The 15,685-nt window shown below is 36.0% G+C and carries 10 protein-coding genes; 6 read left to right on the forward strand and 4 right to left on the reverse strand.

Annotated features, from left to right (window positions below; all coding sequences use genetic code 11):
• The first annotated feature begins 85 nt into the window (after positions 1–85).
• From BC008_RS40410 to BC008_RS40420, 3 genes are all read left to right on the forward strand, one after another.
• Entirely contained in the window at positions 86–2,284 is a 2,199-nt protein-coding gene (locus tag BC008_RS40410; RefSeq protein WP_027843173.1) for a peptidase domain-containing ABC transporter, read from the forward strand.
• A 50-nt stretch (positions 2,285–2,334) separates the two neighbouring features.
• The gene (locus tag BC008_RS40415; protein ID WP_027843172.1) at positions 2,335–3,837 is read left to right on the forward strand and encodes an HlyD family efflux transporter periplasmic adaptor subunit; all 1,503 of its coding nucleotides are present in this window, start codon (positions 2,335–2,337) and stop codon (positions 3,835–3,837) included.
• A 665-nt stretch (positions 3,838–4,502) separates the two neighbouring features.
• Positions 4,503–6,005 (forward strand): AAA family ATPase, encoded by a 1,503-nt coding sequence (locus BC008_RS40420; protein ID WP_027843171.1) that lies wholly within the window; start codon positions 4,503–4,505, stop codon positions 6,003–6,005.
• Between the two features lie 232 nt (positions 6,006–6,237).
• On the opposite strand, the gene BC008_RS40425 is transcribed toward BC008_RS40420, so the two are convergent.
• Complete coding sequence (locus tag BC008_RS40425; protein ID WP_235596011.1) at positions 6,238–7,746, reverse strand: AAA-like domain-containing protein; 1,509 nt, start codon at positions 7,744–7,746, stop codon at positions 6,238–6,240.
• Positions 7,747–8,410: 664 nt separating this feature from the next.
• Here BC008_RS40425 and BC008_RS40430 point away from each other — a divergent pair.
• Together BC008_RS40430 and BC008_RS40435 are read left to right on the forward strand one after the other, a co-directional pair.
• A complete protein-coding gene (locus BC008_RS40430) occupies positions 8,411–9,355 on the forward strand; it encodes an isopenicillin N synthase family dioxygenase (protein ID WP_027843170.1) in 945 nt (314 codons plus the stop codon).
• An 826-nt stretch (positions 9,356–10,181) separates the two neighbouring features.
• Positions 10,182–11,096 carry a hypothetical protein gene (locus BC008_RS40435; protein WP_027843169.1) on the forward strand — a complete coding sequence of 305 codons (915 nt, stop codon included), beginning with the start codon at positions 10,182–10,184 and terminating at the stop codon, positions 11,094–11,096.
• Positions 11,097–11,346: 250 nt separating this feature from the next.
• Here BC008_RS40435 and BC008_RS40440 read toward each other — a convergent pair whose 3' ends face one another.
• Entirely contained in the window at positions 11,347–11,601 is a 255-nt protein-coding gene (locus tag BC008_RS40440) for a hypothetical protein (RefSeq protein WP_027843168.1), read from the reverse strand.
• Positions 11,602–11,740: 139 nt separating this feature from the next.
• A complete protein-coding gene (locus tag BC008_RS50935) occupies positions 11,741–11,905 on the reverse strand; it encodes a hypothetical protein (RefSeq protein WP_201026228.1) in 165 nt (54 codons plus the stop codon).
• On the opposite strand from BC008_RS50935, the gene dusB reads away from it, so the two are divergent.
• The gene (gene dusB / locus BC008_RS40445) at positions 11,835–12,890 is read left to right on the forward strand and encodes a tRNA dihydrouridine synthase DusB (RefSeq protein ID WP_027847076.1); all 1,056 of its coding nucleotides are present in this window, start codon (positions 11,835–11,837) and stop codon (positions 12,888–12,890) included. The two genes, BC008_RS50935 and dusB, sit on opposite strands and share 71 nt — an antisense overlap.
• 773 nt (positions 12,891–13,663) lie before the next feature.
• Here dusB and argS read toward each other — a convergent pair.
• A complete protein-coding gene (gene argS, locus BC008_RS40450; RefSeq protein ID WP_027845982.1) occupies positions 13,664–15,421 on the reverse strand; it encodes an arginine--tRNA ligase in 1,758 nt (585 codons plus the stop codon).
• Positions 15,422–15,685: the final 264 nt, after the last annotated feature.

The following is a 15,685-nucleotide window of genomic DNA, read 5'->3' on the forward strand; positions in this document are numbered from 1 at the left end:
AATCTAGATCTTAAGTTTAAATTTTATAACCATAAATTATTTCTGAGTAGAGAAAAGTATTTGATAAAATGACTCCCTTTAAAAAATGAAATACCATATTGTCCAACAACACTCGGAAGAAGACTGTGGTGCTGCTTGTCTTGCAACTATTGCAAAACACTACGGGCGTACCTTTACTCTTAAGCGTACTCGAGAAGCAGTAGGTACAGGTTCTCGAGGAACTACTCTATTGGGATTAAGTCGTGGTGCAGAAGCATTAGGCTTTAATACCCGTCAAGTAAAAGCTAATCCTCAAGTACTTGATCAATTACACCAAGCACCTTTACCAGCTATTATTCATTGGAAAGGTTACCATTGGGCAGTATTGTACGGTAAAAAGGGTAAAAAATATGTAGTTGCCGATCCAGGTGTTGGTATCCGTTATCTCAATCGCCAAGAATTAATGACATCTTGGGGTAACGGCGTAATGCTTTTGCTGACACCAGATGATAGCCGTTTTTACCAACAAGAATCCGACAAAATAGGTGGTATAGGACGTTACATCCAACGTGTTTGGCCGTATCGTTTTCTTCTGCTACAAGCAATTGCTATTAACTTTGCCATAGGATTGCTATCTCTCGCTTCTCCCTTAATGATGCAACTACTCACAGATGATGTTTTAGTGCGGGGAGATACCCAAATGCTAACTACTGTAGCAATAGGGGTGGTTGTAATGAGCCTGATTCAAAGTGCGATTTCTTTAGTTCAATCTCACTTAATTGGTCATTTTGGTCAAAGATTACAATTAGGCTTAATTTTAGACTATGGACGAAAGCTTCTACACTTACCTCTTTCCTATTTTGAAGGGCGACGCAGTGGAGAAGTTGTTAGTCGTATTGCTGATGTTAATGCAGTTAACGAACTTGTTTCCGGAATTGTTCTTGGTTTACCCAGTCAATTTTTTATTGCTGTGGTGTCTTTGGGCTTTATGCTCTTCTACACCTGGACTCTGACTCTAGCTTCTATTCTTGCTTTTATTGTTGTTGCATGTATTAATCTGCTTTTCCTACCTGCAATGCGACAAAAAACTCGCAAGATGATTGTTGAAGGTACAGAAAACCAAGGTTTTCTAGTGGAGACATTTCGTGGGGTTCAGGTATTAAAAACTACACATGCTACACCCCAGGCTTGGCAGGAGTATCAGGGAAATTATGGTCGTCTGGCTAATATCAGTTGGAAGACCATGAAGTTAGGGTTATATAGCAACACGATTACGGGCTTATTTTCAACTTTCAATAGTATTGCTTTACTTTGGTTGGGTAGTTATTTAGTCATTAATAATACTTTAAGTATCGGTCAATTACTGGCATTTCAGGGCATGAGCAGTAATTTTCTTGGCTTTCTCAGTTCGTGTATCGAATTGCTCGATGAGTTTGTCACTGCTCAGATAGTAATTCAACGCCTAACAGAAGTCATTGATGCAACTCCAGAAGATGAGAATGATTTCAAAAAGCCTTGGGCTGAAATTTCAGAAAATGAAGACATTATCTGTAACAATCTCAACTTTCACCACTCCGGTAGAGTCAATTTATTGTCAGATTTTTCTGTAAATATTCCTGGAGGTCAAGTAACTGCTTTAATTGGTAAATCCGGTTGCGGTAAAAGCACCCTTGCGAAACTAATTGCTGGCTTATATAAAGTTCAGTCGGGTAACATCCGTTATGGTATATACAATCAGCAAGATTTATCTTTAGAATGTCTGCGACAACAAGTAGTATTAGTTCCTCAAGAAGCTCACTTCTGGAGTCGTTCAATTATTGATAATTTTAATTTTAGTTATCCCTATATTAGTTTTGAAGATATAGTAACAGCTTGTCAGATTGCTGGTGCAGATGAATTTATTAGTAAACTACCTGATAAATATCAAACTGTTTTAGGAGAGTTTGGAGCCAACCTTTCTGGCGGACAAAAACAGAGATTAGCTATTGCAAGAGCGATCGCAACTAACCCACCAATACTAATTTTAGACGAATCTACAGGTGCGCTTGACCCCGTTAGCGAAACACAAGTATTGGATAGATTACTTCACTATCGTCAAGGTAAAACCACAATCATGATTAGCCACCGTCCGAAAGTTATTCAACGTGCTAATTCGATTGTTCTTTTGGATGAAGGACGTTTGAATATCCAGGGTACACCGGAAGAACTAAATCATCTTCCTGGAGAACATTTAGATTTTCTTGATGATTTTCTTCCTCCTCGAAATAGTAATGGTTTCAAGTCTTCTTTCGCGATCGGTCATTAGTCACTTTAGTAATTCCTCAAGTAAATCACTAATTCTCAATCCCCAATTCCATGCTTACCAATTTTCAACCAAAGTTTTTACCTCCAGCACGAACAGATGAATTTCTCCCACCTATCAGTCGTTGGACTACTTTTGGCGGATTATTTATTCTGTTTGTACTGGGTCTAGCTGTTCCAATCGCTGCTGTAACTAAATATAAGGTAACGGTACAAGGACAAGCAGTTGTCCGTCCTGCTGGTGAGTTGAGAATCGTCCAAGCAGCAACAGAAGGACAAATAATGCAAATTTACGTCAAAGTAAATCAAACAGTTACAAAAGGTGCGGCGATCGCTAGGATTGATGATTCCCGTCTCCAAACAAAAAAAAGCAAACTACAAACCAATATTCAGCAAGCCAAATTACAGCTGATTCAAATCAACGCCCAAATTAATGCTTTTAATACTCAAATTAAAGCCGAAACTGAGCGCATACAACGTACTATTGCTTCTGCTCAAGCAGAATTAAGAGGACACAATCGTACTTTCCTAGATAAAAAAATTACTACTGTTTCTGAATTAAAAGAAGCCCATGCTAATGTCAAAATCGCCCAAAAAGAATTACAAGAAAGTGAAGCTCGCTTAACATCAACACAAGCTAATTTCCGGTCTACAGAAGCTGCGTTGGGAGCAGCAAAATCAAAGCGCAATCGCTACGCAAGTGTAGCGAAAGAAGGAGCATTATCTAAAGACCAAATGGAAGAAGCACAACTCGCTGTTAAGCAACAAGAACAAGCAGTCATAAGACAACAAGCATTAGTAGAAGCTCAAAAACAAACTATTGAGCGTCTAAAACAAGCAGTTAGGGGTGCGATCGCTCGACGAGAACGCGCTCAAGCAGTTCTCAACCCAAGTAATGCACAAGTCGCAGTTGCAACTGAACGCATTGCTCAAGAGAAAGCTTCTGGGGAAGCAAATAAAGCTACCCTAGAAAAAGAACGTCAAGCTCTACTCAAACAACACGTTGAAACCCAAAAACAATTAGAACGCGACTTAAGAGAACTCAAACAAGTAGAAAATGACTTAAAACAAACCACTATTACGTCAACTGAGGATGGTATTATCTCCAAATTAAACTTGAGAAACTCCGGTCAAACCGTACGTACTGGTGAAGAAGTTGTCCGAATTGTTCCTATTAATGCTCCCAGAATCATTAAAACATCCATAGACTCTGAGGATAAAGGTAAAATCAAAGTTGGTCAAAAAGTGCAAATGCGCGTTGGAGCTTGTCCTTACCCAGATTACGGAACCCTTAATGGTAAAGTCACAGCAATTTCTCCTGATGCAATTTCCCCTCAAAGAAACAATAGTCCATTGACTGAAAACAGTACCCCAAAAGCAAATTCTAGAGCTTCTTTCTATGAAGTCACTGTCGAACCAGAAAAACTCGTTTTGGGTCATACCCAAAAAAAATGCTATATTCAGTTGGGAATGAATGGTCGAGCTGATATTGTAACCAAAGAAGAGACTGTACTACGATTCTTTTTAAGAAAAGCAAGATTAATAACAGATATATAATTTTGAGGAAGAATAATATTTAGCTAAGATCTCATATTAAGTAATATTTGCGAGATTTTCATTAGATGCGCGGTTTTTGAGTTTTTGTCAAATAAAACCTTCACAGGGAAAAGTTAAAAAATATTAAATAAATATCAGTTACAAGAATTTATCTGAAGTATTTATAAACCTTTAATAGTGTGTGTTGAATATACTTTGCCTATTTTGTTACTAGTTACGGTTAGGCAAAGTTTTTATAGTTTTATTTAATGAATCTGATTATTGATGGAAATAAACAAATTCCCATTTCCCATTTTCTATTTTCTTAGTTAAAATCAAAAATCCTTAATGTGCAACAAAATGACTATTTTTATAAAATTAGTACAATAAAATTATGTTATAGTTCTCACTCAATTAAGTGAGCTACAAAACTTCGGCAATAGGAAACATACATGTATCTTAGTGATTTGAAAAAAGCGGTATTAAAATCAATATCGCGAAAGATTTCAACTTTTAACCTCACAATTAAGTAGGTTAGTAAGAAAAATCATAACTTGTTTGTAATAGTGCTACTATGAGCCAAATACGGACATTTTATATTTATTTATATAATTTAATTTTTTCTTACCTACTTACTTATTCTTTTTTATATGTTTTTTGTATTTATTCTATAAATTAAATATATTATGTTTATTTTCGAAGAATATTTTTTAGACGAACGTCACAGATGGACTTTGTGTAATACCAAAGATGTAGAAATATTTAGAGAACATAACTGTCACGTATTTCAACATAAACGTTCCTATGGTTACTGGGCAATATGGAAAAAGCTAAATGAAGATTTTTATGAGTATGACGAATTTCATATTCACGTTGTCCTTGAGCAAGTACCAAATTTTAAAAATCCAAATTATCAACAAGAACAATATGGTTTTATTTGGGGAGCATTAGATGCAGTAAATCACTTATCTTTCCTTATTACTAGTAATGGGAATTATCAAATATGTAAATGTGAAAATGGTAATTGGGAAGAATACAGTGAGCTTCAGGAAAATGATAATATCCACAGAGGTAACAGCTTAAATATCCTTGAGATTCGTAGGAAAAAAGATATAGTTAAGTTCTACATTAATAGTGTACTGGTAAAAGAAATTTCAACACAGATAGCGATGAAAATTCTGGGGAAAAATATCGGATTCCTAGTCTGTGGTGAAAATACAATTAAGATACATAGCTTAATAATCAAGACTTCTGGTATTGATGATAAAGATAGTGCAGAAAAGCGAAATACAGACGAATTCGAAAATAACACAAATTTAAAGGCATCTTTTTTTGAACATGTATCGCCCGAAAATGATAGCTTCGAGCAAGTATTTGCAGATTTAAATCTATTAGTTGGACACGATCTGATTAAACAACAATTCTTATCATTTGCTAATTTTCTTCAGGTGAAATCTGAGCGTAGCAAACGGGGACTTAAAAATTTAGATCTTTCACTGCATATTGTTTTGTTAGGTCCACCTGGAACAGGAAAAACTACCATCGCAAGATTAGTTGGTCGTTTATACAAACAACTGGGCTATCTTGAAAAGGGACATGTAGTCGAAGTAGATCGTGCGGGACTTGTTGGTGCGTATTTGGGACAAACAGCATATCGCGTAGACGATGCAGTTCAGCAAGCATTAGATGGAGTTCTTTTTATTGATGAAGCTTATAGCCTGATTACAGAAGGTGGGTCTTCAAATGATTACGGTCATGAAGTAGTTCAAATACTACTCAAACGAATGGAAGATCGTCGTGATCGATTAGCTGTAATTATGGCAGGCTATACTGAAGAAATGGAGTTCCTTTTTAAATCGAGTCCCGGTCTTAGTTCTCGTTTTAGTCGCTTTTTTTACTTCGAGCGTTTCACACCAAAGGAATTAATTTTAATTTTCCAGCAATTTTGCCGCGATCGTGACTATACCCTGGAAGAATCAGCAAAGTCTGCACTTTCAGAAATCTTTGAAAACGCTTATGCAAAGCAAGGAAAAATGTTTGATAACGGTCGTTATGTTCGAAAAGTATTTGAGTACAGCGTTGAGCAACAAGCAAATCGTATTATTTTATATGATTTTAAAGAAATAAATGATTCTTCCATATCTCTGATTAGAGCAGAAGATTTAATTGGTTTTATGGATAGGGATTAATTGACTTGCGCGTAACGCTGTAACTTCTGTTTGCAAAGCGGTACGTTACCGTAAATTATTTTACAATGAATTGATACTAAAAATTTATATTAAAAATTGATACTAGAAATTCCCTACAATTTAAATAAACTGAAGGGAATATCCTAAATCAAATAATTACCGAGTAAAAGATGAAAAATAATAAATTTATGTCATCTTGATTTAGCTGGATATATTCACAAAAAACCTCAAATTAAGAAGCCTTAAAAACATATTGTAAATGACTAGAATTAGAAATCAAATTAGATTCCGATAATTCCCAATTATGGCTATGACATAAACGGTCTATAAAATATTTCCGATACAAATTGCAACGAGGTTCAACTGTATTACCCAAAATTTTTATCAATCCCATACTTTGCAATTTATAAGCTAATACAGGTTCTATTTGTATTGGACTAACGGATGTGATTGCTCTTTTAAAAGCTTCAGCTAATTCAGGATGTTGTTGGAGATTTAACCAGTGTTCTAGTAAATGATGACTGTAAATACCTGCATCTGTAGTTGCTTCCCTCAACAACTTATCAACCGCCATTTTTGGATGTATTTTGAGATAAACAAAAGCTTGTTCTAATAAGTAAGGGTGACCTCCCACAAGTTTCATCAATAATTCAATAGTGTTGTTATCTATTTGTAACTGATGTTGGTGAACCAATTCTAGTACTTGTTCATGAGTGAATTCTGATAATTCAATTGGTAACCCAACATTAAACGGAGATTGATTAATATTGAGTCGGATATAAACATCTGTGGCGTGAACGATGATTAGTCTTAATTTTTTCCAAAGTTTACGACTTCTTGCTTTTTCATACCAAGAGCGTAGCAAACCAAAAAAATCTTCATATATCTGGGGATAAGGGAAGAGTAAATCCACATCATCCAAACATATAACTAAGGGAGAATTTGCCAGGTCTAAAAGATATTCTTCAAAGTAGGTAGTGCAACTAACTTTTGCTCCCATACCTTCCTCGTCCCAATATTCATCTAGATTAGTGGGTAATCCTAATTCACGGCTGATGTTGATACAAAACCAGCGTAAAAATTTATTTAAGTTCGTAAAATGAGTACTACTATCAGCTAACTCGAAGCTTAAATTAACAGTGCGATAGTCACATTGTGCAATTTCAGAAAGAACTTTACCAACAAGATAAGTTTTCCCCATTAGACTAGGAGCCTTAACCCTAATCAGAGAACCTGGTTGCTGTATTGTTTGATGACAAATTAATTCAATTGGAGGACGTTCTACATAAATATCAGGGATAAGTTTATCGTCCTCATTTTCAATGTTTAAATATTTATCTTTAACTTCTGTTTGACACAATCTAGAGTTAATTTTTTTTTCGTTTATACTTGTTTTTCCGGAGTTTTTATTACTACTATTAATCCCTAAATAATTTGAACTTGCAGACATATATTGGTCATGGGATAAATATTCCCAACGTCGTTTCAGTGCTTCTTTAAAATTACTTTTCCGAACCCGCTCACCCAATGATTCTGTCAAAATTTTCCACAGCTTCGGGGCAACATCTTGACTGATATAACTAGTAGCGTACTGATTCTTTGCAGCTATAACATCATATTCTTCTCTCAACCATGCTCCTTTGAGGATCATAGTTTCAACATCTGTTAAGTTACGGTTGAATTTTAAGTATACAGATTGATTCGCAATTTTAATTGCTTCTTCTAAATTGAAATTAATCATAATTAAAAATTATTACGAATAATACAATCAAAACATTTGCTAGATCTCAAAAAATTAAATTACTTCTTAATTTCTCCTAAGTTGCTCCTGAGTAAATGCTGGGAGCAAGTCCAACTCATACGCCGCGAGTTTAGGAATAAGTCATATATAAAATTTTATGATGTATGTCGCGCTACTTGAAGTCGGAGAACTTAATCTACACTGCCGTACAGGCTTATTCCTCAATAATCTTGCAACTAAATACTTGAATATAGTAATTCTGCTGTTAAAACAAATTTAATGCTAGGACAGAAAAGGGAAGATATCGGGAAGATGTAGAAAATATAGCAACAGGAATTTCATATTTAGCTAACAAATGTAACTACATGAACCGTTAACGTCAATTAGCACAATTCCCCATCCTCTCAAGGTTGGGGAGAGGCTGCGCCGACGCCTACGGCTCTGGATAGCGGGTTGGACTAGTTAACAATAAAGTTAATATTTTTAATTATTAGCAATATTTAGAGTTCAATTATTCCGTGAATTTAAAAAGCAAACTCTACCCCAAAATTTATGAGGTAGAGTTTGCTTTTTGGCACATTTATATGGGGGAGCGAAGAAAGGTAAATGATGATAATGTAACATCAAATATACTTATTATATCATCATGTCAGTTAAATTACCTATAGATGAAATACCAGTTATTGATTTTTTTCTCTTCAGCCATGGAAATAAACAAGCTAAACAAATGGTAGTTAAGGAAATTCATGATGCTTGTAGTCAAGTTGGCTTTATTTATTTGCAAAATCATGGTATGAGTGAGGACTTGATTGAAAAAGTATTTATACAAAGTAAAAGTTTTTTTGATTTACCCTTAAAAACTAAGCAACAATTTGCTTGGAGTGATGAGTTTAGTAATCAAGGTTATGTTGGTATTGAACGAGAGCGCCTTAACCCAAATAGACCCGGAGATCTAAAAGAAGCTTTTAACCTTGTTGAGAGCAGGAATCGGGTAAATGAATCTTCTATTCCCGAATCACAAAATACTCCAATCCACAATGGTTACATTCTTAATTTCTATGAAGCTTGTAACCAACTTGCAAACAAAGTTCTGCAAGCTTTAGCATTAGCCCTAGAATTGCCGGAAAACTTTTTTGTTGACAACCATAGTAATCGCAAGCATACCCTCAGACTTCTGCACTATCCACCCTTGGAACAAAAACCACAAATTGGACAAATACGTGCTGGCGAACATTCAGACTATGGAAGCATTACCTTATTGTTTCAAGATTCCCTTGGTGGTTTGGAAGTCAAAACTAGTTCTTCTGGTTCTAATGGTGATTTCGGTAAATGGATTTGTGCTCCAAGCATCCCCAATACAGTTATAGTCAATACAGGAGATTTAATCCAACGTTGGACAAATCATGTATTTTGCTCCACAAAGCATCGAGTCATAATCCCTGACGACAACAGAGTAACGCAATCACGGTACTCTTTGGCTTTTTTCTGTCATCCCAACGACGATACAACAGTTACTTGTTTGGAAAGCTGTAAAAAAGAGCATCCTCCCATATATCCCCCCATTCTTGCTGGAGATTACCTGTTAAGTCGTTTGCGAGCAACATATTAACTGCGCTTCTGCTCCGTTTTAAGAATAAATCTATACAAAATTAGCATTCAATATTATTTATTGACTTATGTTTGCAAAACAAAATATTTATTTGATTTTCAACAAATTACTTGATACATATTAATTCAGTCTGGTAAATAAAGCATTAACTTCAATAAATTCATCAAAAATTCATACATACTTTAATGTTAATGTTTTAGTATTTTGACTGAGGTAGATATTTAACCAAGGAGATAAATAAATTCACTGTTATTTTCCTCCTCTAGGGTGCTTAATAAAGTTATGTGTAATCGACTCTGAATAACTGATGCATTTCTTTTCGGATGTTCGCAAACAAGCTATTTTATAGCTTTTTGATGGCTTAAGCTAGTATAAAAATATATTTTTGTGAGGAGAATATTTTTGAAGTTTTTCTCAATTTATTTCTATTACCAGTGAAATCTTATAATTAACGGCAATTGTTTTCTTACTAGTATTTAGGACAAAACTACATGTAGAATTTTTCATTTTGTGAATACTTCAATCAGGAAATTTGTTCTTTGTAGTTAATAAAGAAAATTTATTTAAATGAGTTTGTAAGTTTATGAAAAATTTATAGTGGCTTAATATCGACTACTAAATCAAATTAAAGACTTAAAAAAGCTGGAGTAGAATATTAACCTCTTTTAATCTGAATATTTTCTATATTTCCTAAATATTGTAGATAAATGTTTAAGTGGAAAGATTTTATTCTCTTCAAACTTATCCAGGGAAAGGTCTTACATAAGTCCTTTTAAATAAAAACTACTTAACCAAGTTATTGGTAACATCATCACAGAGGTTTTAGATGAAGTCATATTCAGTCTTAGTCAAAAGAATTGCTTTACGAGTAACCCCATTCGTGACTACTTGGGTGCTAGCAAGTGCTCCTGGTTTAGCCGCAACTTTAGCTGGTTCCTATGGGGAACTATTTTTTACAGATTTCAGTCAACAAGAAACATCAGCACTGGAAGCTGTAAATGATGCTGATGGTTTCGCTGAATCCAGAACGGATGATAGTGTAGCAGACTTTGATAACTTTTCTAGTACCATTGCCGAACCTTCTCCTTTAAATGTATCTAATGTCGCGGAAAGTTTGGTATTTGGTAATGGTCCTAGTTATACAGCTTCAGCGACAACATCACCGAGATACTTTGCTAATTTTGACGTCAGTCGTAACGACACTTTATCTTTTAACTTTACTGCTTTCTTAGATTTAAATGCTTCTGTAGATCAACCAGGAGTTGAGTATGCTAGCGCTGCTGGAGATATTTCCTTCTATCTCTTGGATACAACCGGTACCTCTGCAGATCAACGGTTAAACTTCCTCAACTCACCGCAATTCGATCCAACCCAGATTGGTCAGAATAATGTACTAGATTCATTTATGTTGGCAGCAAGCATTGACGCTACAGGTCAAAATAATTTTATTAATAATACCAGTAGTGGCAATATTACTTTTAATAGCAATTCTGGTCTTTCTAGTTTTGGTCCAATTGATGGTGGAAATGGAAGCGAAGCATATAAAAGTTCTTCTGTGGAAGGTTCTGTGAGCAGATCGTTCAAGAAAGATAGCAATATTACTTTATTAGCTTTCAAAAATACAAAATCTAATGTCGAAGTTCCTGAACCAGAAAACGTTTTAGGATCTGTTTTATTTGCAGGATTACTTGTTGTGGCGATGAGAGCAAGAAAGAAAGCTCAGAATAAGTCTTCTTCATAGTTAAGCATCGAAGTTTCTGCTCTTGTATAAACCATTAAGAGACAGAGATATACGCGAGTGTTTCTGTCTTCAAAACTAATTCAATAAGTGAAAATTTGTTTTTAGATGCGGATAAAGTTTCCTGGGAGGAAAATTAAAAAAACTTCAAGGAATAAAATGTCTGCTCAAAGCAAATTTCAAAAAAGACATCAATCAGTAATGAGTATGGCTATTATCCCGGAGCCGCAGGTATTTCTGAGGGCAGATCGGGTTAGTCATGTAAAAATATAATTTGCAATGTCCCTATTAGCTTCTTCTCTTTCAGTGTTTTATCACCAGCGAGAATGAGCTGACCTATGCTATTTTGACTCAAATTCAAGCCTTTTCCTTGAAGAGTTTCAGCAAATCTATCCAAATTAGTAGTTTGTATCTCAGAGTTGATGTAAATCAAGATATCCGAGTACAAATGAAAGTCAGTAATCCAAGCTCCTGCTTGGCTAATAGCCTGACTCACGCGGACAGTCATCTGAATCCGTTCAATTTTAGTTTTAAGATTAGACTTTACTAATCCGTAGGAACTTCTAAAATATAAAAGTCACACCTCCCAACTTTATTCTTACTCCTTACTTATTACTTATTACTTATTACTTATTACTTATTACTTATTACTCCTGACTCCTGACTCCTGACTCCTGACTCCTGACTCCTGACTCCTGACTCCTGACTCCTGACTCCTGAATTCTAATTTTCATTCTTCGTATGTTAGCCCTATCTCCCGAATTAAAAGCTAGACTTTCCCAACCTTTAAAAATTGACTCATTTGAAGTCAAAAGTCGAGTTTTGCAATCGCCTTTATCAGGTGTAACTGATTTGGTGTTTCGCCGTTTGGTACGTCGCTATGCGCCACAATCCATGATGTACACCGAAATGGTGAACGCTACGGGCTTACATTACGTTAAAGAATTACCCAAAATTATGGAGGTGGATCCAGGAGAAAGACCAATTAGTATCCAACTGTTTGATTGTCGTCCAGATTTTTTGGCGGAAGCAGCAGTGAAAGCAGTTGATGAGGGTGCCGATACAGTTGATATTAATATGGGTTGCCCGGTTAACAAAATCACTAAGAATGGTGGTGGTTCTTCTCTGCTTAGACAGCCAGAAGTCGCTGAAGCTATTGTACGGGAAGTAGTTAAGGCTGTAGAAGTTCCAGTAACAGTTAAAACCCGTATTGGTTGGAATGATAAAGAAATAAATATTCTCGATTTTGCCAAACGGATGCAAGATGCAGGAGCAAAAATGATTACGGTACATGGACGTACCCGCTCCCAAGGTTATAACGGGAATGCTCGTTGGGAATGGATTGCTCGTGTTAAGGAAATACTTGAGATTCCAGTAATTGGTAACGGCGATATTTTTTCTGTGGAAGCAGCAGTAAAATGTTTGGAGGAAACTGGTGCTGACGGGGTGATGTGTTCTCGTGGAACCTTAGGTTATCCCTTTTTGGTAGGTGAAATTGATTATTTTCTCAAAACTGGCGAAAAATTAGCACCACCTACACCAATTCAACGCCTTGAATGTGCTCGAGAACATTTACAAGCTTTGTACGAATATAAAGGCGATCGCGGCGTACGTCAGGCGCGCAAACATATGACTTGGTATGCAAAAGGTTTTCTCAATGCTGCGGATTTGCGTGGAAAACTAAGTGTAGTTGAAACTGTACAGCAAGGTTTAGATCTTATTGATCAAGCGATCGAAGATTTAGCACGTTATGAGGAATCTGGAGCAGAAATGCAAGCTGAATGTGTCGTGGTGTGAAATTGTATTTTATTACATGAGGTTCTGAAAATACCCGGTGATTCAGGATTTTGGAGATTGAGAATAAAGCTGAGAAAATTATTTATAAGAAATAAACCTAATTTTCCGAAATCATTCCAAAGGAGTTGGTAGTTATGTTCAGAACAAAACGACTATAAATGACTCCTATAAGTAACCATGGGGATATACCCCAAAATTAAAGCCTAGTCTTATGACTGGGCTTTTAATTTGAGAAAATTAGAAATGTTAGAAGTAATTTTCCGAAATCGATCTGAACCAGTTTGTAGTCATATTCAGAACAAAACGATTATAAATGACTCCTATAAGTAACCATGGGGATATACCCCAAAATCAAAGCCTGGTCTTATGACTGGGCTTTTGATTTGAGAAAATTAGAAATGTTAGAAGTAATTTTCCGAAATCTATCTGAACCAGTTTGTAGTCATATTCAGAACAAAACGATTATAAATGACTTCTATAAGTAACCATGGGGATATACCCCAAAATCAAAGCCCGGTCTTGTGACTGGGCTTTTGATTTGGGCAAATTAGAAATGTTAGAAGTAATTTTCCGAAATCGTTCTGAACCAGTTTGTAGTCATATTCAGAACAAAACAATTATAAATGACCTCTATAAATAGCCATCGGGAATATATCCCAAAATCAAAGCCCGGTCTTATGACTGGGCTTTTGGCTTAGGATTTTTTGTTTTGTACCATAAGCATTCTTGTGCTGCACGTAGAATCGCAGTCATATTATTGGAGATAATTAGCGCTACATTCTGTCTACGACCCGAATACCCAACAAAGACAAACCCAAATACAATGTCCTCGCTGTCAAGTCACACAAAGCTAAACGTGACGTTCTCTGTGGTTCTTCAACTTTTAATACCGGGCACTGTTCATAAAACTTATTGAATTTATCGCTAAGTTGATATAGATATTCACACAAACGATTGGGAAATAAATCTTTTTCTACATCCGCGATCGCTTCACTTAATTGCAAAACATGCTTGGCTAAAGCTAATTCTGCTTCTTCTCGTAACTGAATTTTCTGTTCGCTTCCCAATTTTTCAAAATCAATGTTACCTTTACGACCAATACTTTTAATTCTGGCATAGGCATAAAGCATGTAAGGTGCTGTATTACCTTTATCGGAAAGCATTTTATCGTAACTGAAAATATAATTGCTGGTGCGGTTTTGACTGAGGTCAGCGTATTTTACTGCACTTATACCTGCAACACCGGCGACATTTGCTTTAAATTCTTCTGTTTCTTGCCTACCTTCTTCCTTAATTTTCTCTTCTAAAGTATTGCGAAAACGAACAACAGCTTCATCTAATAAATCCCGTAATCTTACAGTATCGCCGGAACGAGTTTTGAATTTTTTGCCATCTTCACCCAATACCAAACCAAAAGGAACATGGACTAGTTCTACTTCTTTGGGAATCCAACCAGCACGACGTGCAACTTGAAAGACTCCAGCAAAATGATTTGCTTGTCCAGAGTCTGTAACATAAATTAAACGGGTAGCTTTATCTTCTTCAATTCGATAGCGTAAAGCTGCTAAATCTGTCGTCGCGTAGTTGTAACCGCCATTAGTTTTTTGAACAATTAAAGGTAAAGGTTGACCTTCTCTATTGGTAAAACCTTCCAAGAAAACAACCTTTGCTCCTTGGTCTTCCACCAGTAAACCCGATTCGGCTAGGTCTGTGATAACTCCAGCGAGGAAGGGATTATAAAAAGATTCACCCCTTTCTTTGATATTTATATCTAATAGATCGTAAATAATTTGAAACTCTCGTCGGGACTGCTCGCATAATAATTTCCAAGCATGGATGGTATCTTCTGCACCTGCTTGCAATCTGACAACTTCTTGACGTGCTGTTTCTTGAAATACTTCATCTTCATCAAACCGTTGTTTAGCTTTTTTATAAAAAGTAACCAAGTCGCCAATATCTAAAGCATTTGCAGTTGTCAAAGCATCAGGATAAGCTTCCCGCAGATAGGTAATTAGCATCCCAAACTGGGTACCCCAATCACCAACATGATTTAACCGTAGGACATCATGTCCCCTAAATTCCAAAATTCGGGCGATGGAGTCTCCAATAATTGTCGAACGTAAGTGCCCAACATGCATTTCTTTTGCAATATTGGGGCTAGAAAAATCGACAACCACCCGTTGAGGATTGTTTGTTTCTGGTACTCCCAATCTGCGGTCAGTTTGAATCGAGTGTAATTGAGCTTCCAGGTATACCGTTTTCAATCTAATATTAATAAAACCCGGTCCAGCAATCTCTGGGGGTTCACAAATATCCAACACATCTAAATTTTCGACTATTTGTTGTGCGATCGCCCTTGGCTGTTGCTTTAACTTTTTTGCTAATGGTAAAGATATATTGGCTTGATAGTCACCAAACTTAGGATTTGATGCAGGAACTAAGATTGGATCGGCTTCGGCATAATCCTCACCAAAAGCCGCAGCTAAAGCCTGTTGAAATTTAATTTTAAGTTGTTCTTGTGTAGCGTTCATATATAAAAAATTATCGCTTCAGGAGACAGTATAAGGAAACTTTGAATATACTTCATGATAAAAGGCTCGATTATTTTATCTTGAAAACATCACATCCACACGTTACTTATTTTTCAGTAACACACCCAAATACAAGGAAGGTGGTGGAATAACACTCAAGTTTAATAAGCCCAAGCAATGACCAATTACCATATGCCGCTTGCGGCGGCACGCAGTGCTATTAATAATTACCGATGACCAATTACCGATGACCAATTACCAAGA

Source organism: Mastigocoleus testarum BC008, assembly GCF_001456025.1.
Lineage (GTDB): Bacteria > Cyanobacteriota > Cyanobacteriia > Cyanobacteriales > Nostocaceae > Mastigocoleus > Mastigocoleus testarum.

What these genes read in the sequence shown, in the direction of transcription:
- BC008_RS40415 (WP_027843172.1), top strand. Translation starts at nt 2,335, where the DNA reads ATGCTTACCAATTTTCAACCAAAGTTTTTACCTCCAGCACGAACAGAT.
- argS (WP_027845982.1), bottom strand. Translation starts at nt 15,421, where the DNA reads ATGAACGCTACACAAGAACAACTTAAAATTAAATTTCAACAGGCTTTA.
- dusB (WP_027847076.1), top strand. Translation starts at nt 11,835, where the DNA reads ATGTTAGCCCTATCTCCCGAATTAAAAGCTAGACTTTCCCAACCTTTA.
- BC008_RS40420 (WP_027843171.1), top strand. Translation starts at nt 4,503, where the DNA reads ATGTTTATTTTCGAAGAATATTTTTTAGACGAACGTCACAGATGGACT.
- BC008_RS40440 (WP_027843168.1), bottom strand. Translation starts at nt 11,601, where the DNA reads ATGACTGTCCGCGTGAGTCAGGCTATTAGCCAAGCAGGAGCTTGGATT.
- BC008_RS40435 (WP_027843169.1), top strand. Translation starts at nt 10,182, where the DNA reads ATGAAGTCATATTCAGTCTTAGTCAAAAGAATTGCTTTACGAGTAACC.
- BC008_RS40425 (WP_235596011.1), bottom strand. Translation starts at nt 7,746, where the DNA reads ATGATTAATTTCAATTTAGAAGAAGCAATTAAAATTGCGAATCAATCT.
- BC008_RS40410 (WP_027843173.1), top strand. Translation starts at nt 86, where the DNA reads ATGAAATACCATATTGTCCAACAACACTCGGAAGAAGACTGTGGTGCT.